General features: G+C 38.0%; 13 protein-coding genes and 1 pseudogene. 3 read left to right on the top strand and 11 right to left on the bottom strand.

What is annotated here, in order from left to right; genetic code table 11:
• Positions 1-10 precede the first annotated feature (10 nt).
• From ASC84_RS11375 to ASC84_RS11405, 6 genes are all read right to left on the bottom strand, one after another.
• On the bottom strand, positions 11-721 hold the full coding sequence (locus ASC84_RS11375) for a hypothetical protein (protein ID WP_056514700.1): 711 nt from the start codon (positions 719-721) through the stop codon (positions 11-13).
• Positions 722-871: 150 nt separating this feature from the next.
• A complete protein-coding gene (locus ASC84_RS11380; RefSeq protein ID WP_056514703.1) occupies positions 872-1,654 on the bottom strand; it encodes a hypothetical protein in 783 nt (260 codons plus the stop codon).
• Positions 1,655-2,743: 1,089 nt separating this feature from the next.
• Entirely contained in the window at positions 2,744-3,298 is a 555-nt protein-coding gene (locus ASC84_RS11390) for a TetR/AcrR family transcriptional regulator (RefSeq protein ID WP_056514709.1), read from the bottom strand.
• Between the two features lie 643 nt (positions 3,299-3,941).
• A complete protein-coding gene (locus ASC84_RS11395) occupies positions 3,942-4,433 on the bottom strand; it encodes a flavin reductase (protein WP_004722874.1) in 492 nt (163 codons plus the stop codon).
• A gap of 195 nt (positions 4,434-4,628) precedes the next feature.
• Entirely contained in the window at positions 4,629-5,657 is a 1,029-nt protein-coding gene (locus tag ASC84_RS11400) for a methionine synthase (RefSeq protein WP_004819267.1), read from the bottom strand.
• Positions 5,658-5,685: 28 nt separating this feature from the next.
• Positions 5,686-6,663, bottom strand: coding sequence for a DUF1852 domain-containing protein (locus ASC84_RS11405; protein ID WP_034610135.1), 978 nt, complete (start codon positions 6,661-6,663; stop codon positions 5,686-5,688).
• A 1,078-nt stretch (positions 6,664-7,741) separates the two neighbouring features.
• On the opposite strand from ASC84_RS11405, the gene ASC84_RS11415 reads away from it, so the two are divergent.
• From ASC84_RS11415 to rluB, 3 genes and pseudogenes are all read left to right on the top strand, one after another.
• Positions 7,742-8,533 carry a ScpA family protein gene (locus tag ASC84_RS11415; RefSeq protein ID WP_056514712.1) on the top strand — a complete coding sequence of 264 codons (792 nt, stop codon included), beginning with the start codon at positions 7,742-7,744 and terminating at the stop codon, positions 8,531-8,533.
• Positions 8,530-9,120 (top strand): SMC-Scp complex subunit ScpB, encoded by a 591-nt coding sequence (gene scpB / locus ASC84_RS11420; protein ID WP_004722881.1) that lies wholly within the window; start codon positions 8,530-8,532, stop codon positions 9,118-9,120. Before ASC84_RS11415 ends, scpB begins: the two co-directional genes overlap by 4 nt.
• Before the next feature lie 41 nt (positions 9,121-9,161).
• Positions 9,162-10,007, top strand: a pseudogene (rluB, locus tag ASC84_RS11425) (23S rRNA pseudouridine(2605) synthase RluB); the annotation flags it as partial.
• Positions 10,008-11,207: 1,200 nt separating this feature from the next.
• On the opposite strand, the gene ASC84_RS11430 reads toward rluB, so the two are convergent.
• The 5 genes from ASC84_RS11430 to ASC84_RS11450 all read right to left on the bottom strand — a co-directional run bounded on the left by ASC84_RS11430 (position 11,208) and on the right by ASC84_RS11450 (position 18,879).
• Positions 11,208-12,944 (bottom strand): ABC transporter ATP-binding protein, encoded by a 1,737-nt coding sequence (locus ASC84_RS11430; protein ID WP_056514714.1) that lies wholly within the window; start codon positions 12,942-12,944, stop codon positions 11,208-11,210.
• Positions 12,945-12,955: 11 nt separating this feature from the next.
• Positions 12,956-14,095: an ABC transporter permease gene (locus tag ASC84_RS11435; protein WP_056515294.1), complete on the bottom strand. Its 1,140-nt coding sequence runs from the start codon at positions 14,093-14,095 to the stop codon at positions 12,956-12,958.
• 8 nt (positions 14,096-14,103) lie between these two features.
• Positions 14,104-15,042: an ABC transporter permease gene (locus ASC84_RS11440; protein WP_004722891.1), complete on the bottom strand. Its 939-nt coding sequence runs from the start codon at positions 15,040-15,042 to the stop codon at positions 14,104-14,106.
• 14 nt (positions 15,043-15,056) lie between these two features.
• Positions 15,057-17,066 carry a M3 family metallopeptidase gene (locus ASC84_RS11445; protein ID WP_056514718.1) on the bottom strand — a complete coding sequence of 670 codons (2,010 nt, stop codon included), beginning with the start codon at positions 17,064-17,066 and terminating at the stop codon, positions 15,057-15,059.
• A gap of 67 nt (positions 17,067-17,133) precedes the next feature.
• Positions 17,134-18,879: an ABC transporter substrate-binding protein gene (locus ASC84_RS11450; protein WP_227515144.1), complete on the bottom strand. Its 1,746-nt coding sequence runs from the start codon at positions 18,877-18,879 to the stop codon at positions 17,134-17,136.
• Positions 18,880-18,892 lie beyond the last annotated feature (13 nt).

Genomic DNA, 18,892 nt, shown 5'->3' on the forward strand with positions numbered 1-18,892 from the left:
ATCTAGAACCTTATAAAATTGGTTCTTTTTTAAATATTAAAAAAGGTAAAGCTTTGGAAGTTAATTCAGACTTAATGCTATCAATCTGAATTTCATTTTCTAACTCAGAGAGTCGCCATTCATCTCCTAATTTATATAAAAAAACGATGGTTTTCTTTTTCACTGCAAGTCGAGCTTGGAATGTGATAGCTGAGCCCATATCTCTACCACTGTATCCTGTGAGTTCTAACACCTCTTTTCCATTAACCTTATGTTCTACATTGTCTCTACTTGTACTATTATGCCAAAAGCACCATGGAATAAGATAACATCTCTTATCTCCATTAACGACTATTGCCGTTCCATCATTTTTAGTTGTCATATGCCCACCTACTCTAAAGTCATCATGTGAACATACAACTCCTGGGTCTGGAGAAGTGGTTCCATAACATTTAGAATTGTCAGTTATACTTCCACCATTTTCCTTACTTTTATCGATTAGCAATTTTTTCCAAGATTTATTTTGATGACCATCAACATCTCTACCGTCAGATGTACTCCCTTTTAGGTTGCGGAGTGTTCCTATAAAATTTTTATGTAGTATTGCATCTGTGGAAGTTAGATTTCCAGATCGAAGTGATTTCACCATTTCAACTATCTCTAATGTTATCTGGTCTGATGGAGTACTTATGAACAAGTTGCTTGCGATATCAAAATTATCTTCAATATGAGTGAACAACATTCTTATTCCTCTGATATTTGTATTTGAATAATAATAGGCCCAAGTGCTTTTCACTGCGAGTCGAGAGTGTATAAAGTGTTAGTATTAATAAAGCCCTGAGCCATTTTAAATCTATTGGTTTTGCCATCATTAATGAGACAGAACCATTTTTTATTGAATATTTTTTTTTAAATTTTCAATTAAATTTTTATATTCTTGAGGACGTTCTTTAAATTTTTTAGCAAATTCTGCTATAGAATCAGGATCAACAAATCTAAAACTATTAGCTTCTTGAATCATATTAATTTCTACTGAAGTAGACTTATGACAAGGTGATGCAGTAATAATTTCATGTGATTTTTTACTTGCAAAAAATAAACGCACTAAAACTTTAGGAGAATCAACAATATCCTCACATATAAATAATAAATGTGCTAATTTTGTTTCATCTTTCTCATCTTTAGTACTAAACTCCCCAGAAAATGCACTTAATACGCCTTTTGCTATATCAAGAGAAGCTCCTGTTTTAAGCCCAGGTATTAGTTGTTGAATGAGTTGAGTATCAATACTTACAGAGCTAGACTTAATTTGAAGATTACGATACATCTTTTGGGTTTCAACAAAGTAACCTGAGGCACGAATCATTCTCCCCCATATCTCATAATCCATGAGGCTTTTTCCTTCCTGACCAATTGCCGTTGACATTGCAGCAAATAAAACGTCAACACTTTCAAATAATTTTGAGGCTTTTTCAGAAAGTTTATCCGTCCCTATAACATAATATATGGTTCCATCAGAATTTAAACGATATTGAATTTTTTTCTCTTTATCATCTTCCTCTTCATTTTTTAGCATTGTAATATTAGAATTATCTAGTAAATGTTCGGAATTTTTTATATATTCCTCAAAATCACTTTCCCCTGCCAATACAGTATTATTAAGTTCAATATTCATTTCATTTCCTTAAAAAATTATGTAAATCAGATTATAGTTAGGATTCTAATTATTAAAATACCTGAAAATAGGTATATTTCTCTTAGATTTGATTCAGAAATTATAGGGTTCAGTTCAATCCTGTCGGGATTTTTACGTATTTGGTGCGTTGGCTTGAATCCTGTGTATCTGTCATCATCTTTAAGCTTTTCATAATGACATAGTTTGTGTCACTCTTTCGATCGCCAAATCTTCTGAAATACTCACAGAATAGAAGGAAAATTTTCTAAAATTAAAGTCATTGAAGAAACCAATATAGATTAAAAATAATGATAAATTAAAAGTAATTCATTAAAATATAAAGATCAATCAACTCCCTTACAAATCATAAATATTATTTATTATATTATCTAAATGATAATTAAACACTTTAAAATACTTAATACACATCATTTCATGATGCATATTTTGCTTTTATATCTTATAATTACTATAAAAATAATATAATCGGAAAAATATTTTCGAATATCCATTGAAAATAATAAATTATCCCCTATTATTTTAGGTGTTGCACAAAAATCATTTTAACTAAAAATAGGTATAAGTAATGGCTATAACCACTCTTACTATTAAAAATTCAATAGGGGTATCAACAACCTCTGATGCTTTTAACACTGTTTATAATGCTGGTGCAGGGATTCCTCATTCAGGCATATACAGATGTAATATATGTGGACGTGAAATTGCTATGAATAAGCATGAAAATACGCTACCCCCTCACTACCCAAACGACACATGTAGCTCTCCTAAATGGCAACTACATATTTTCGCTCAGAACTAATTTATTCAATTATCTGCTTATGATACTCATTCATGAGCAGATAAAACTTTCATTAGACTATATATGAAAGATCATAAAATTAAATCAAATGATAGAGTGTTATAATAATTAAAAATAGAGTTAAATGGTAATTAAAACTTATGTAATTATCAGTACTAAAGGTTAATAAGTAGAAAGAGCATTACAAATTGTTTTATTAGAAATAACAGATATTACTTTTCCATATCAGCCTTTCTATTGAAAAATATATCCATAAGCCCCAAACAACCTTACCCCAACCCATCCAAAAAACACCCCACTAACCTTTCTCGATCATCCACACTGTTTTCACCTTGAAGCTGAACCATTGCCCCATCAATCACAAACAAAAACATATGTGCATCTTGTTTTGAGGCATTCACATTGCTGGTTAAAAGCAGTTTATAAATTTCATCAATCAGCCAGTGTCGATACTCAACTACGATTTGATAAGCATTGGGATAGCGCTTTTCAATTTCAAAAATAGCCTTAAACGGTAGATGATAAAAACCTTCCAGATTGGCATGTAAAAAGAAAATATGCTTAAGCCTTTCATAAACAGTAAAGTCTTTCTTTTTATAAATCAGCGCAAATACTTCTTCTTTCAGCGCATCTTTTTGAAAGGTTAAACTCATTTCAATCAAACGCTCTTTAGAATAGAAGTATTTATAAAACGAGGCTTTGGGAATTTTGGCAGACTCAATAATACGGTTTACCCCAACATGATGAAATCCGTATAGGTTAAAGAGTCTTCGAGAGGTATCGAGTACCCTTAAAGCTCGAAATGAAATATCTAAATTTGACATATATCTTCCCTATAAATATTTTTTTGTTTTAATGAGATAAAACCACTCTCGATCTTGTTATAAGCAAAGAAGCATCAAAGGCTTCAAAAGGTAAGCAGAGTGTATCTCAAGTTTTATTGTTGATATTTTTTGAGGTATAACCAACCAATGCCTAAAAGCCCAAAAGCTGTTAAACCGTGCTAAACACTAATCTGAAGGTGTACGAATAAAATACATGGCCAACTCCTAAACAATTCAAAATTCTGCCAATGTATAAAAATTATGGTGGCAGAACGAAAGAAGGTTGACAGACTGGTTCGACCCCAGCACACCCGAAGGTGTCCCTCTCCCGCCCTACCGCAACGAGAGGGGACGAGAAGTTTACATGCAAAACTATCCCTCAGATGGAATAATTCTGATGCAGTCGAAAAACGGTCTGTCAAAACCGACTGGCAATGTAGGCCAGCCAGCAAAGAATAATCGGAGATTTTTCGGGTGTCAATGTCGGATTTTGTGTAAAATATTAAAATTATTATTATTTTTCAATCAATTAAATGATTGATTATGATTATATTAACCAAGCGTATTTGATCAATTTAACCGATCAACACGCCATATTATTTTTAGCTCTGGCATAAGGCGTAAACCAAAAAGCAAACTGGCTTTAAGCAACTTCAGTCTGCCCAACATGATGATAAGAACGATTAAAATAAACCAAGCTTTGATCATGTTCACTTTGTTGAATTGCCACAATACGACAAATAAAAATCGTATGTGTTCCAACTTCTTGAATTTGCTCAATCTCACAATCAAAATTTACCAAAGCATCATCTAAAACAGGCGCACCTGTTTCTAATTCTGTCCAAACACCATGTTTAAATCGTTCTTCTGGGCTTAATTTAGACGAAAACGCTTTAGAAATATGCTGATGATGTGCACTTAAAACATTTACAGTTAAAATTTTATTTTCAACAAAATGCACATGAGAACTTGCCGCTTTATTCATACAAACCAATAAAGTCGGAGGTGAATCCGTCACACTACATACGGCAGACGCAGTAAATCCGTAACGACCAGACAAACCTGTCGTGGTAATGACACTGACTGCACTGGTCAACAAAGACATTGCATTTCTAAAGTCTGTTGCTTCAATCATTTCATTGTTCCTAAATTGAACCGTACTTTTTTAGATTTAGCATTACCCTGCTATTCCGTCATGTAGGCACTGCATCTGGATGAGTTTCTCAGTAGAACTGGGGTTCTCTAAATTGTGATCAGGGTTTCCCGTTGGGTCTTGGATATCCATTCACCCAAACAGGTCACTCTTTTTACACCACAATATCGTTGAATACTAGCGGCTAAGTTCTTTACGAACGATTTCTGCGCCAGCACTTAAAGCATTAAGTTTGCCTCTTGCAACTTCACGAGATAAAGGAGCCATACCACAGTTAGTCGATGGATAAAGCTTATCCGCATCTACAAACTGAAGTGCTTTTCGTAATGTGTTGGCAACTTCTTCTGCTGTCTCAATGGTATTGGTTGCCACATCAATAGCACCAACCATTACTTTCTTACCACGGATCAATTCGATCAGATCCATTGGCACGCGAGAGTTTTGGCATTCTAAAGACACGATATCAATTTTAGATTGTTGAAGTTTAGGGAATGCTTCTTCATATTGACGCCATTCTGAACCTAAGGTCTTTTTCCAATCTGTATTGGCTTTGATGCCATAACCATAGCAAATATGCACAGCAGTTTCACATTTAAGCCCTTCAAGCGCTCTTTCTAAAGTCGCAACACCCCAGTCGTTGACTTCATCAAAAAACACATTAAATGCAGGTTCATCAAATTGGATAATATCCACACCCGCAGCTTCTAACTCTTTGGCTTCTTCATTGAGGATTTTGGCAAATTCCCAAGCAAGTTTTTCACGGCTTTTATAATGCGCATCATACAGCGTATCAATCATGGTCATTGGACCAGGCAACGCCCATTTAATTGGCTGATTGGTTTGTTGACGTAAAAACTTGGCATCATCAACAAAAACAGGCTTTTGACGAGACACCGCACCGACAACAGTTGGTACGCTTGCATCATAGCGATTACGAATGCGTACAGTCTCACGTTTCTCAAAATCAACACCGTTCAGATGTTCAATAAACGTGGTGACAAAGTGTTGGCGGGTTTGTTCGCCATCACTAACAATATCGATCCCTGCATGTTGTTGCTCTTGCAATGACAAGCGTAAAGCATCTTGTTTGCCTTCAATTAATTGCTCATCTTGTAATTTCCAAGGTGACCAAAGTTTTTCAGGCTCGGCAAGCCAAGAAGGTTTTGGTAGGCTGCCAGCAGTTGAAGTCGGTAATAATATTTTCATAATCAATAATCTTGTCTATCTAGGTAAATTAAGCAACGTAATTTGCAGACCACTGCTCAAGGATATGTTTGTATGGCTTGATGAACTGCTCTTCAGTAAATTTCCCTTGCTTAATCGCCAACTGACCACGCTCTTCTCGGTCATACACAATACGAGTAAGTGAATAATCCTGATGCTTTAAACTTGGTTGGTAAGATTTACCTGCCACAGAATTCGCGTTGTAAATCTCAGGGCGGTAAATCTTTTGGAAAGTTTCCATGGTACTGATAGTCCCGATCAACTCAAGGTTAGTGTAATCACTCAACAAATCACCACGGAAGTAAAATGCCAAAGGTGCAACACTATTTGGCGGCATAAAATAGCGAACCTGCAAACCCATTTTTCCGAAATATTCATCTGTTAATGAATATTCATCTTGCAGGTATTCAACACCCAATACTGGATGCACATTTGCAGTACGGTGATACACCTTGCTACTTGAAACACTAAGACAAATCACAGGTGATTTTTTAAAGTTTTCTTTATACGCATTTGAATTTACAAATGCATTGAAAATTTTCCCATGAAGTTCACCATAGTTTTCTGGCAGGCTAAATTGATCTTTATTTTTATTATGTTCTAACAGCAATACACTAAAATCATAATCACGCACATAAGAAGAAAAATTGTTGCCCACAATACCTTCGATACGTTGATTATTTTTGTGATCAACAATATTGGTTTTCAATATTTCAATCGTAGGAAACGTCTCACCGTTGCCTTCGATATCAATATCAACTGAAATGATTTCGAGCTCGACAGAATAACGATCTGCTTCAGGATTATCCCAATGCGCTAAAGCATTAAAACGATTGTCAATCATCGTTAGGGTATTGCGCAAATTGTCATGGCGACTCTCACCTCTTGCTAAATTGGCAAAGTTGGTTGTGATACGCGTATTATTAGAGGGATGATAGTTTTCGTCGAAACTAATGCTCTTAATCGTAAATGTAAAATCTTTACTCATGATGATCTGATACCCTAATTTCTGAAATAAACCTGAATTTTTTTCATGCTCTTTCTGAACCATCCAATTTCTCTTTGGATCTATCCAGCCAATAGTATTTCCCGTATTTTCTGACTTGTACTTGGTTGCTCAATTCAGAATCAACGATAATCTTGTCTATCGTGAAGCGCTTGGTGTAATTTATACCGCAATCCGTACATGAATAAAAATGATATAATTTCACAAAAAAGTGAACCAAATTCATGTTTAGAGATGAGCAACATGAATAAATGGATTGTGAGGCTGGGATGTTTGATCAAAACTCAATAGATAAGTGACCAAAAATGCTGTTAAAAGTGTATATAAACAAATTGATGTGATTGCCCAATGAGTTGCGTCGTATTGTGTTAGTTGCTATTTGGCTTTTTTCTTGGCTTAGTGAATTAAGAAGAAATGAAGATCGAAAGTATTATTTTGATTGATCATTTAACTTTTCTATTGTGGGGCTGTTGGGTAAAAGTCACCTATTCAAAGATTTTAATAACTTAAAATCCGTATATATTTGAAAACAAAATTATTTACTCATTCATCACTAATTTTTTTCATATTTATAGTCTTAAACGATTTCGCTGAGATGTTTATACACCATCCAGTTATATCCAAAATCAACTAAATAACATTGTAATATTTTGGGTAAAATTATAATTTTAAGCATGCAATAATAGAGTCAGTATCATTTTGCAAAGAATAGATTGAGGGTAAAAAAATCTAACAATTCAAACCCACCCAGCATATAAAGTTGATCCACTTCACATTATGCGATTAAAATATGGATAAATTTTTCCTTAAAAATATATAAAAATTTACAATAAAAATTAGTAGCTTAGTCGAGTTTAATCATCATAAAACGAAATATTCCCTATTTATTTTCAGGTTTTTTTATGGTTTTTATAATTAAACAATGTATTCCTCTTAACTTTTCCATTAAAATAAGCCAAATATCTTTTTGTAATTCGTCACCACCCTCTCCTATTGTACCTATTGAGTGGTAACACGAATAAAACATGCCTTTGAAAATTCGCGTGGCTAATAAACTGTAATGACTCAAGCAACTCAGCATCCTATGGAATCCATTTCCAACATCCGTGTATTGGATGAATGGCAAGAAGAAATTCCAGAGGATTTATATATTCCTCCTGCTGCATTCGAAATTCTGCTTGAACATTTCGAAGGACCACTCGACTTTTTAATTTATCTGATTCAAAAAAATGGTTTCGATCTTTTACAGTTAGATATTGCCCCGATTGCAACACAATACTTGTCTTATATGGACGGTATGAAATCGTTAAATATCGAGTTAACCGCTGACTATATGGTGATGGCAGCATTATTGGCAGATTTAAAATCTCGCTTGTTATTGCCAAAACCAAAAACCATTCATATTGAAAAAGATCCAAAACAGGAATTAATCGATCGCTTAGAAACCTATTTACGGATTAAAAAAGCAGCTGAACGTTTAGGCCAGATGCCTGTTTTAGACCGAGATACTTTTGCGACACATGTTGCGATTGGTCATATTCCAAAAGTGTATGAAGGTTATGACGTTGAGATGTTAAAAGATGCATTGTATTGCATTTTTAACCGTCCTGAACCCGTAACCCATAAGATTGAACAAGAACCTGTATTACTTGAAGAACGCATTGCTTATATCGAATATATGATTGAATCTGGAGAAGTTCTCAGTTTCCAAGAATTACTCAAGCCAAACCAAGGTCGAATGGGCATGGTGGTTACATTTATGGCAATCTTGGAGCTGACCCGTCAGCAAAAAGTCCAAATTATTTCTTCTGGTGTTGAGGCCCCGCTTGCAATTCAAGGAGCAACGGCATGACCATTGATCAAAATAATGCCTTTAATGTTGATGAATTACATCACGAAGTTCTGATGCAACTTGAAGCGATTATCTTTGCAAGTGATGCCCCTGTATCGCTTGCTCGCTTAAAAGAAGCATTTCAAAATCAGTATTCTAAACAACAGTTGCAACAATATTTACAGCAATTGTCTGTGTTACAACATGGTCGTTCAATCGAACTTGTCGAAACAGCTCAAGGTTATCGTTTTCAAGTACGGGCAAAATACCGCAACGTGATTGCGCAAGTTTGGCCAGATCGACCAACTCGATTATCGCCGTCACTGTTAGAAACAGTTGCAGTGATCGCTTATCATCAGCCAGTAACCCGTGCTGATATTGAGCAAATACGAGGGGTTACAAATAATAGTCAAATACTCAGGACTTTGTTTGATTGGAACTGGATTAAAGAATCTGGTTACCGAGAACTCCCAGGTAGACCCGCGTTGTTAGTGACAACGCCACAATTTTTAAATGCTTTTGGTCTAGTGTCTTTAGATCAATTGCCTCCCCTACAGGATGCCAAGGAAGCTTTTATGATTTTGGATGCGCAAGCTGCCAAGTCTTAAATAGGTGCACTGTTGATGATTATTTCTAAGGTTATGCTGTCATGAGTGAAAAATTGCAAAAGGTACTCGCACGAGTGGGTTTGGGCTCTCGCCGTTATATGGAAGAGGTCATTGCCGCTGGTCGTGTAAGTGTCAATGGGCAGGTTGCTCAAGTGGGCGAACGTATTGAACCAGGTGATGAGCTTCGCATCGATGGTCGTAAAGTTCAGTTCCAAATTGAAGACGAAATTCGTCGTCGTGTATTGATTTACTACAAACCTGAAGGTGAAATCTGTTCTCGTAATGATCCAGAATCTCGCCCGACTGTGTTTGATCACTTACCCCCGATTTCCAATGACCGTTGGGTGATGGTGGGTCGTCTAGATATCAACTCAACAGGTTTATTACTTTTTACAAATGATGGTGAACTTGCCAATCGTTTAATGCATCCCTCAAATGAAATCGAACGTGAATATGCAGTTCGAGTCATGGGTGAAGTAACGCCTCAACTCAAAAACAACATGACAAATGGCGTTGTTTTAGATGATGGTCCAGCAAAATTTGAATCTTTCTCTGAAATTGGTGGTGAAGGGATCAATCGCTGGTACCAAGTCGTTGTAAAAGAAGGTCGTAACCGTGAGGTTCGCCGTATTTTTGAATCACAAGGTCTAAAAGTAAGTCGCTTGCTCCGTACTCGTTACGGTACTGTGATTTTGCCTCGTGAACTTCGTACAGGTCGTTGGATGGAACTTGATAAAACTGATATCGATAATTTAACCAAAGCTGTTGAACTTAAACCACGTCAAGGTACAGGTTTATTTGGTATGGCAAAACGTCGTACCGAACGTATGCAAGACAAACCTATGGCTGCGCGTCGCGGTGGATTCCTGCGTCAACAACGTCGTGATAGCGAAGGTGAAGAATCTCACAACCATCAAAATGATCGTCGTGATGCTCAGCCAAGTGCAAACCAATATGGTCAAAATCGCACTGAAAACCGTACTGACAATCGCAATGAACGCTCAGAAAACCGCTTTAATAAAGCACGTTCAGGTGGCAACAGCTACAACAATGACCGTGCTGACAACCGTGGTAATAGTTTTAATAGCAACCGTTCTGAAAACCGTTATGGCAATCAACAAAACCGTAACCGTTCAGAAGGCCGTTATAATCCAAACGAGCGTCTAGATCGTTCAGATCGCCAAGAGCGTAGTGAACAACCTGAAAAGAAAAAACCGTTTGTTGTGACAAAAGGTTTTAAAAAGTTCTAAGTTCTGAATAGACTTAAAGAGCAAAAGCCACTATTTTTAAATAGTGGCTTTTTTTCGTTTAAACTATGCGCTACATCATGCATTAAGGTTTAAATATATTACTGTAGGCTATGCCTCAGCTTGTGCTGTAAACAAAACAGTGCAAAACCCTTTAAGCAATATGATCTTAATATGGTAATAACAATATGAATAAAAAATACCTGATCCTCATTCCCTTATTTCTTATCTGGTTTATTGCGTCTATATCGATAGCATATCAAGGGCTGTTTTATTCAGAGTATCTGATCAATTTTCTTAGAAAGAAACCACAGGATTATGGTTACCCACTTTTTCAGGTTGTCATTTTATGCTCAATTTATGGCCTATGGATGTGGAGCTATGCCTATTTACTTTGCTCAGAAACAGCCATTCGCAGACCATTTCTTAGCTATACAGTCTGTTCAATCTTACCGATTGTTATTCCAGTCTATGGCGTAATAATACTGATTTACTCACCACCTGATATAATCACTTTTATTCTAATCAGTTGTGCAACCGGCCTATTTCATTTTTTATTACTGCCTATTCTTATGCCTATCTATCGCAAGTATATTTATCCTAAACAAAACGCATCAGTTTAATCGTGTTATATATCAATAAAATACTCCTTGCGCTACTACAACTGTAGCTCTCCCACTTAGAAAAAGAGGGAGAGCAACCTGAGACTAAATTAATTAACTTTAGTAATACACCCCTCCTTTTTCAAAGATGAGAAGTATCAACTTCGCAAGGAGGAAGATTTAAAATTCTTAACGGACTGACAGCAACTGAATCCAGCAGCTCTCACATAGCAAAAATCTAAATCACCTGTCTGGTTCCTTGTGGAATTGAACTCAGCAATCGTTTGGTATAGTCATGTTGTGGTGATTGATATAACTCATCCGAATTGGCGATTTCAACAATATCACCGTGGTTCATCACCATAATTTGATCCGAAATATATTTCACCACAGACAAATCATGTGAGATAAAAATATAACTTAAGCCAAATTCATCTTGCAGATCTTGAAGCAAGTTTAGAACTTGTGCTTGAACCGATACATCAAGTGCCGAGACTGATTCATCACAGATTAAAATTTCAGGTTTTAAGGTTAAACAGCGTGCTATTGCAATACGTTGACGTTGTCCCCCAGAAAACTCATGCGGATAACGATCAAAGGCTTGCGCAGGTAAGCTTACTCTTTCCAGTAATTCTAAAGCCATCTTTTTACGTTCAGTATCATTTGCGCCAATTTTATGAACTTGCATCGGCTCCATCAAAATTTGCCCCACGGTAAAACGCGGATTAAGTGAGGCATAGGGATTCTGAAAGATAATCTGAATCTTACGTTGATACTGAGCAAACTCTTTTTCAGACATTGCCAAAATATCTTTACCTTGAAATAAAGCTTGGCCGCCAGAAGCTTGTTGCAAACGCATCAACAATAAACCAATGGTGGTTTTACCTGAACCAGATTCCCCGACTAGTCCTAAAGTTTTACCTTTCGCCAGTTGGAAAGATGCCCCTTTGACTGCCTGAAATTCATCTTTGCCAAATAGCCCTTTACGGCTAAAAAATGATTTTTTTAAATCACGCACATCTAAAATAATTTCTTCACCACCAACAAGGCCTCGCTTACGCTCCGCAAAATCCACCTCAGGCAAACTCACCACCTCAGTAACAGGCGCATCTTGGGCTTGCATAAAATCACTAATGACGGGTAAGCGATATGGACGATGAGAAAGTTGTGGACGGCATAATAATAATGCTTTGGTATAGGCATCTTGTGGCTGTTCTAAAACAGCCTTTGCTAAACCTTGTTCACGAATTTCACCATGACGCATCACAATCACTTCATCAGCAATTTCACTCACCAATGCCAAGTCATGGGTAATAAACAACATCGACATTTGACGGCGCTTACGTAAAGCCTCCAACAAATCCAATATTTGTTTTTGGATGGTGACATCTAATGCGGTGGTCGGTTCATCAGCAATCAGTAATTTGGGTTCACAGGCAATTGCCATGGCAATCATGACCCGTTGCTGTTGACCACCAGACAGTTGACTGGGGTAAGCATCAATCTTGCTTTCAGGGGATGGAATCCCAACTTCAGTGAGTAATTCTAAAGTTCGTTGTCGTGCTTGTTTACGCCCCATATTTAAATGAATACGCATAATTTCAGCGATTTGATCACCCACTGTAAACACAGGATTAAGTGAAGACATCGGCTCCTGAAAAATCATAGCAATGTCTTTACCACACATTGCACGCATTTGTTTGCTGCTTAAACTGAGTAAGTCTTTACCTTCAAAAATAATTTTACTGTTTTCAGCAATACGAGATTGGCCTTTGGGTAATAAACCCATGGTTGCCAATGAAGTCACAGACTTACCACTGCCAGATTCGCCAACCAAAGCCACGGTGGTATTGGCAGGAATCTGAAATGAAATGCCTTTTACGGTTTCAATAAATTGCTTATTTTCACCCTTAAAACTCACACTCAGATTTTCAACACTGAGTAGCACAGGAGGTGTCGCTTGTTGTTCTGACATCTTTAGGCTCCTTATTTTAGTTTAGGGTCTAATGCATCACGCAATGCATCTGTAAACATTGAAAATGCGGTCACAAGCACGGCCATCGCCACAGAGGCTGCCACCAATTGCCACCATTTGCCTAAAATCAGCTCACTTTGCGCTTCATTCAACATACTGCCCCATGACACCACACCCACAGGTACACCAAAGCCCAAGAAGCTTAAAATCACTTCAGACTTAATAAATGCAACTACCAAAATAGACATCTGAACCAAAGCAATATGACTTACATTAGGAAAAATATGCACAAACATCCGTCGGGTATTACTGACACCAATCGCTTTGGCTGCCAGCACATACTCGCGTGAATTATGTTTCATATATTCGGCACGAATTAAACGAAATACCCCAGTCCAACCTGTTAATCCAAGAATTAAAACAATGGAAAGAATGCCCTTTTGTTGCAGTACAGCGGCAATCGCCAACACCAACAATAGATAAGGTATCGAGGTGAAAATGTTATAAAACCAGTTTAGAACATCGTCGACCCAACCACCAAAATAACCAGCGATTGCCCCTAAGAATGTACCGATTACCACGGCCAATAATGCCGAGATCAAGCCCACAATAATTGACGTTTCTGCGCCTTTAATGGTTTTTAGTACAACATCCTGTCCCCATTTATCTGCACCGAAAGGCAAGGTTTGTTTAAGTTCACTTTGCTGATCAAGTAAATGCCCACCCAATTGCTGATCAATGGCTTTCATATCTTCTGCAAGCGGATCTTGAATACCGTAGTAGTCAATCGCGCCACCTGAAGCTTGTTCTGTTGCAATTTCAGTATTTAACTCTTTGATCACATCTTTTAAAGGATCAACAGGATTTTCAGGTAAGGCCTCTACAGTTGCGGCTTTCTTTGCAGAATCTTGTGTATTTTGATCTGCCCCGATAAATGTAGGTGGTGCATAACTCACGGCTACTTCTTTATTCCAATTTGATGCAATCACACCCGTCATGGAGAGTACCAATATGATGAAATAACACAGCAACACCAATAACGATAGCATAGCAATACGATCTGCTTTTAAACGTCGCATCGCCAATCGCCATAAACCGGGAGAAGTCTGTTGTTCTTGGGCGTCTACTTTTTTCGATAAAATTCCGAGCATCATCCCACCTACTTCAACTGTACGCGTGGATCAACCACTTTATAAATCAAATCAGCGATCAGGTTAAAAATCATGGTCGCAGCGGCAACATAGACCGTGATTGCTTTAATCACTGGAAAGTCGCTTCGTTCTACTGCAATAATGACTTCTCGCCCAATCCCCGGAATACCAAAAAATCGCTCAATTAAAAATGCCCCAATCAATAACGCTGGCAGGCTCGACATCACATCGGTAATAATCGGAATAGATGCATTACGCAGTACATGTACACCTAAGATACGCCCCTCACCCACTCCTTTTGCCCGTGCAGTACGGACATAGTCCTGATTGACTTCATCCAAGACAAAGCTACGGTATAGACGTAAAGTCGGTGCAATACTCACCACCAACATGATTAAGATTGGCAATAGTGCGTATTGCAATAGATTTTCACTGAGACTATCGCTCCAACCTTGTACAGGAAACCATCCCAGCTTATAGGCAAGGCCGTATTGAAATACGATGATATACACCAAAATACTGATCGACATCCCAATGGTACATAACAACATCACCATACGATCCGTCAATGAACCACGTACTGAAGCAACAGCCAAAGCCAGAATGATTGAAATCACGGTTTGTAAAATTGTCAGTGGAATAATGATGGTCAGCGATGGACCTAAGCGGGTCAGGATAATGTTTGAAACTGATTCCCCCGTACTCCAGCTATTGCCATAATCAAAAGTCAGGATTTGCTTAATAAAAATCCACAATTGGACATAATAAGGTTGATCTACCCCAAGTTGCTGACGAATATTTTCAATCTGTTCAGGGTTTGCCATTTTTCCAGCAAGGATATAAGCAGGATCTCCGCCCACCCAGTTAAATAGAAAGAAAATCAGCAACACGACTCCCAACATGGTCGGAATCATTTGCCATATACGGCGCGTGATATATGCCAGCATAGTTCTAATTCCTTTTAATCACGTTGACCGGTAATTTCTTGAAAGAATGCCTTGTTATCCGGTTCTCTGCCCAAGAAATCAACCACCAGCTGCTCTGCTTTCTTTTGCCCACCTTGTGACAAAATCGCTTTACGATAACGTGCTCCAACCTCTGGATTATTTAAGTTATCGCCAAAAGCAGAAAGCATGTCTAAGGCCATCACTTCAGACCACATATAGCCATAATAGCCGACTTGGTATCCGCCCATAATATGACCAAATTGTCCTGGGAATTCTGTGGTCGGCACATACCCTAAGGCGGTTTGGTTTTCGAGTTTTTTCCATACATCTAAAGGCTGGGTTTTTAAAGCATCTGCGGTATGCAGTGCCATATCATATTGTGCATATAAGGTTTGACGAGAATAGAACAAACCACGACCATAATTTTTAACGGCTTTTAATTTACCAATCAATTCATCATCGACACGTGGACAGGCTGGTTTGCAATAATCGGCTAAGGTCGACAGCGTTTCTTTACGGCGTGCCCATTCTTCATACATCTGTGACGGTGCTTCAACAAAATCTCGCTCGACTGAGGTACCAGATTGCGAGGCATAACGGGTGTTTGACAAAATTCCATGTAAAGCATGTCCAAACTCATGCACAAAAGTTTCCAGTTCATCACTGTTTAAACCTTTGCGGTTAAAGTTGGTGACTAAGGCTGAAATCGGTTTACGCTGGGTCAGGGTACTGCCACCCTTAACGCCCCACACCGCTGCATGACCATACTTTCCTTCACGTGGAAATTTATCGATATATAAACCACCTAAAAGCTGACCTGTTTTCTGATCTGTGACATCGTAATATTCAACTTCATCTTGCCAGACATCAACTTTGGCAGGCTTAAATTCAATCCCATATAGATTTGATGAAATTGCAAATAACCAATCTTGTGATGCTTGGGTCGGAAAATATTCGCGCATTTTTTCTTGGTCAATTTTGTACTTTTCTTGACGCAATTTTTCGCTCCAATAGCCCTCACTCCAACGGTTAATTTCCGCTTTTTCCACTGGGATATTTAAGGTCTTGGTTTTAAATTCACGCAGTGTTTGCACTTCTTTTTTCTCTAATGGCGCAACCGTACTATGTACCTCATTGAGGAATTTATTGACCGTTTCAGGATTCTTGGCCATACGGTTTTTCAATGCCCAATCGGCATAACTGGCTTTACCAAATAATTGTGCAAGTTCATGCCGTAGATCAATCGCCTGTTTAAGCAACACTAAATTCTTTTCAGTACCACGGCGGGTATAAGCAATTTGATAACGTTTACGTGCATCATCACTGTCTGCCAATTCCATAAAAGGACGGTATTCTGGGTAGTCAAAGCCCAATAGATAATTGCCTTTTTCATTTTTCTTTAGATTGGCAATATAACTTTCTGGTAAGCCTTTTAGCTCGGCTGGGGTAAATTCTAATTTTACAGGATTATCTCGAATGTTGCGGGCATATTCTTGTTGAATCTTGGTCAATTCATCTAAAATCACTTTTAAACGTGCTTGTTTTTCTGCGGGAAGTTGTACCCCTGTATCTTCAAAACCATCTAAAATATCTTGGCGATATTTTCGGTCAATCTCATCACTGGCTTTGGTTTTTTTAATTTGCTGATAAAGTTTCCCGTCTTGGTACACTTCAGTTTGGAACTGACTGATTTTAACTTCGCAATCTTCTGCGGCTTTACGTAAATCTGCGCTTGGGTCAACATTACTGGCTAAATTAATTGGCCCATAAAAATCTTCAAACTCTGCAAAAATTTGATCCCACTTTGCCAATACTGCTCCAGCAGGCGCATTATTTTTGAGTTTAACTTTGGCAAATTCAGCCAACTTGGTTTTAACATCTGCAATTTTTGCATCACATTGGGCAGGGATATCTTTGGCCTGAAACTTGGGTAAAGTACTGCGTTCGGTTTCTGCAAAGGCCCATTGCCCCATACCCATTGACAACATACAAAGTGTGGTTAATTTAAATCGCTTCATTTTCATTTTCTCCAATCTTTCATTTATTCATTTTCAAATTTCAATCTGTTTATTTTTAAGCTTTTGATAGAGGTTATTTTTTCATATCAAAATACATCCATTCCGATGGAATAATCGGATGCTTTTTAAAGCCGATGACACGCGGTTGCGCCAAAGCATTGCGATAACGCGTCGATGCCATTTGTACCGGCATATACACTTCTAATATCCGCGCCATCTTATGATATAAAGCATCACGCTCAGGACCCGGTTTCAATTTTTGGGTTTGTTCATATAAGCGATCATATTCAGGAATTTTCATGCATGCACTATTGGTTGCATGGATATTCTTTCCATAAAACAGCTGCATAAAGTTATCGGCATCGGGATAGTCAGCAATCCAAGCTGATCCCTTAAACATGGTTTTGCATTGTTTTTCAGCTTTTAAACCTTCCGCAAAAGGCAAGGATTTGGTGGTCATTTTGACCTTGATATTGTCTAAGGTCTTTTTCCAAAATTCAGCACTTTGCTGACTACGTGTACTATTTCCATAAACAGTTAATTCGATCAGCAAGGGTTTGCCATTCGGCAAGGTACGCCAGCCATCGGCAGCAACCTTATAGTGATAACGATCTAACAGTAAATTGGCCGCTTTGACGGAATAAGGAATACTGGTTTTATAATTTGGATCATGCCCAATCACCCCATAAGGGATAGGGAATTGTAAGCGCTGTGCATCACCCTTCATCAAAATCTTAATTTGATTATCAGGTGAAAAGGCCATTGCCATGGCACGGCGTAAAGCAATTTTTTCTTTACTCAAACCACCAACAACAGGGTTTTGCATATTCCAGTAATAATAATCAATTGAAGGATCAGCAATACGGGAAAGTTGAATACCTTTTTTGGCAAGTTCGGGTTTAAGCTGACCGTCTTGGATGGCTTGAACACTGAGATCACCATCCAGCACAAATAAATCAGTTTCATCTTTACTAAATGATAACCAGCGTGATTGTGATTCTTCCATCACTTGAATATCGACCACACCGATTTGCGGCATTTTTTTGCCTTTCATCGCATCTACAATTTTTTGATCTTCTGGCGTGGATGCTTTGAAATCCCAAACATAACCACGATAATCTGGATTGGCTTTCAGGATAATCCGTGAGCCAGGTGTCCATTTTGCCAAGACATAGGGACCCGTTCCGACAGGATGGGCCATGGCAAAACCAGACCGATCTCGATAGTGTTCAATCACTTCTCGTGCAACTGCGCCAGCTGGTTGATGTGCCAACAGCATTGGGAAGTTTTGATCCACTTGTTTTAGTTTAATCACCAAGGTATAACGATCTGTGGCCTGAAGCCCTGCAACAGGTAAATCATAATTAAACTTGCCTGTTTTTTTAGCTTGCTCAAGCACTTTGTCCATGCCTAGAATTTTGTCATCAAACAACCAACTATTGGGCGAATGCAAACTTGGGTCTAACAACCGTTTATAAGAATAAACATAGTCTTGCGCGGTTAATTCACGTGCTTTGCCTTTAAATACAGGATCTTTGGCAAAATAAATTCCTTTTTGAATTTTAAAAGTATAGGTTAAACCATCAGCACTGACTTCAGGCAGGCTTACCGCGGTACGGGGTACTAATTTGGCGGGTGTTGCTAAATAATCGTAGGTATATAAGCCTTCAAATATTGAATTATGCACATGCGCAGAATAAAGATCTTGTGTGCCTGCTGGATCAAAACCCGTTTCTGCAACGGGGAAAACATAACGTAAAACTTTATTTGGATCCGCTGGGCTTTTGGCAAATACATTCATCGTGCCTGTCAGGAGCATACCGCCCAAGAAT

Source organism: Acinetobacter sp. Root1280 (assembly GCF_001425285.1).
Lineage (GTDB): Bacteria > Pseudomonadota > Gammaproteobacteria > Pseudomonadales > Moraxellaceae > Acinetobacter > Acinetobacter guillouiae.

Excerpts from the sequence above, each read along its gene's own strand:
- ASC84_RS11405 (WP_034610135.1), bottom strand. The coding sequence starts at position 6,663 with ATGAGTAAAGATTTTACATTTACGATTAAGAGCATTAGTTTCGACGAA.
- scpB (WP_004722881.1), top strand. The coding sequence starts at position 8,530 with ATGACCATTGATCAAAATAATGCCTTTAATGTTGATGAATTACATCAC.
- ASC84_RS11450 (WP_227515144.1), bottom strand. The coding sequence starts at position 18,879 with ATGCTCCTGACAGGCACGATGAATGTATTTGCCAAAAGCCCAGCGGAT.
- ASC84_RS11375 (WP_056514700.1), bottom strand. The coding sequence starts at position 721 with ATGTTGTTCACTCATATTGAAGATAATTTTGATATCGCAAGCAACTTG.
- ASC84_RS11435 (WP_056515294.1), bottom strand. The coding sequence starts at position 14,095 with ATGCTCGGAATTTTATCGAAAAAAGTAGACGCCCAAGAACAACAGACT.
- ASC84_RS11445 (WP_056514718.1), bottom strand. The coding sequence starts at position 17,066 with ATGAAAATGAAGCGATTTAAATTAACCACACTTTGTATGTTGTCAATG.
- ASC84_RS11380 (WP_056514703.1), bottom strand. The coding sequence starts at position 1,654 with ATGAATATTGAACTTAATAATACTGTATTGGCAGGGGAAAGTGATTTT.
- ASC84_RS11430 (WP_056514714.1), bottom strand. The coding sequence starts at position 12,944 with ATGTCAGAACAACAAGCGACACCTCCTGTGCTACTCAGTGTTGAAAAT.
- ASC84_RS11415 (WP_056514712.1), top strand. The coding sequence starts at position 7,742 with ATGACTCAAGCAACTCAGCATCCTATGGAATCCATTTCCAACATCCGT.
- ASC84_RS11400 (WP_004819267.1), bottom strand. The coding sequence starts at position 5,657 with ATGAAAATATTATTACCGACTTCAACTGCTGGCAGCCTACCAAAACCT.
- ASC84_RS11395 (WP_004722874.1), bottom strand. The coding sequence starts at position 4,433 with ATGATTGAAGCAACAGACTTTAGAAATGCAATGTCTTTGTTGACCAGT.
- ASC84_RS11440 (WP_004722891.1), bottom strand. The coding sequence starts at position 15,042 with ATGCTGGCATATATCACGCGCCGTATATGGCAAATGATTCCGACCATG.
- ASC84_RS11390 (WP_056514709.1), bottom strand. The coding sequence starts at position 3,298 with ATGTCAAATTTAGATATTTCATTTCGAGCTTTAAGGGTACTCGATACC.